The following is a 207-nucleotide window of genomic DNA, read 5'->3' on the forward strand; positions in this document are numbered from 1 at the left end:
CCGCCGCCTCCACCTCACGCCGGAAACGAATCCGGAAGTTCCGGTCGCCCACCAGCTCGGGGCGGATGGCCTTGACCGCGACGAACCGTCCCTGGGGGGAGCGCGCCAGGTAGACCCGCCCCATCCCGCCCGGCTTGAGCGAGAACAGGCAGCTGAGGTCATGGAACCACTTGGCCCTGACGATCCCGAGGTACTGGGTCCCCACCG

Annotated in this window: 1 pseudogene; it reads right to left on the reverse strand. The window is 69.6% G+C overall.

The features are described 5' to 3' along the window. Window positions 1-205 (reverse strand): annotated as a pseudogene (locus tag AOK23_RS51170) (protein kinase domain-containing protein); the annotation flags it as partial. Between the last annotated feature and the right edge of the window lie 2 nt (window positions 206-207).

The organism is Streptomyces torulosus (assembly GCF_001419765.1).
Lineage (GTDB): Bacteria > Actinomycetota > Actinomycetes > Streptomycetales > Streptomycetaceae > Streptomyces > Streptomyces torulosus.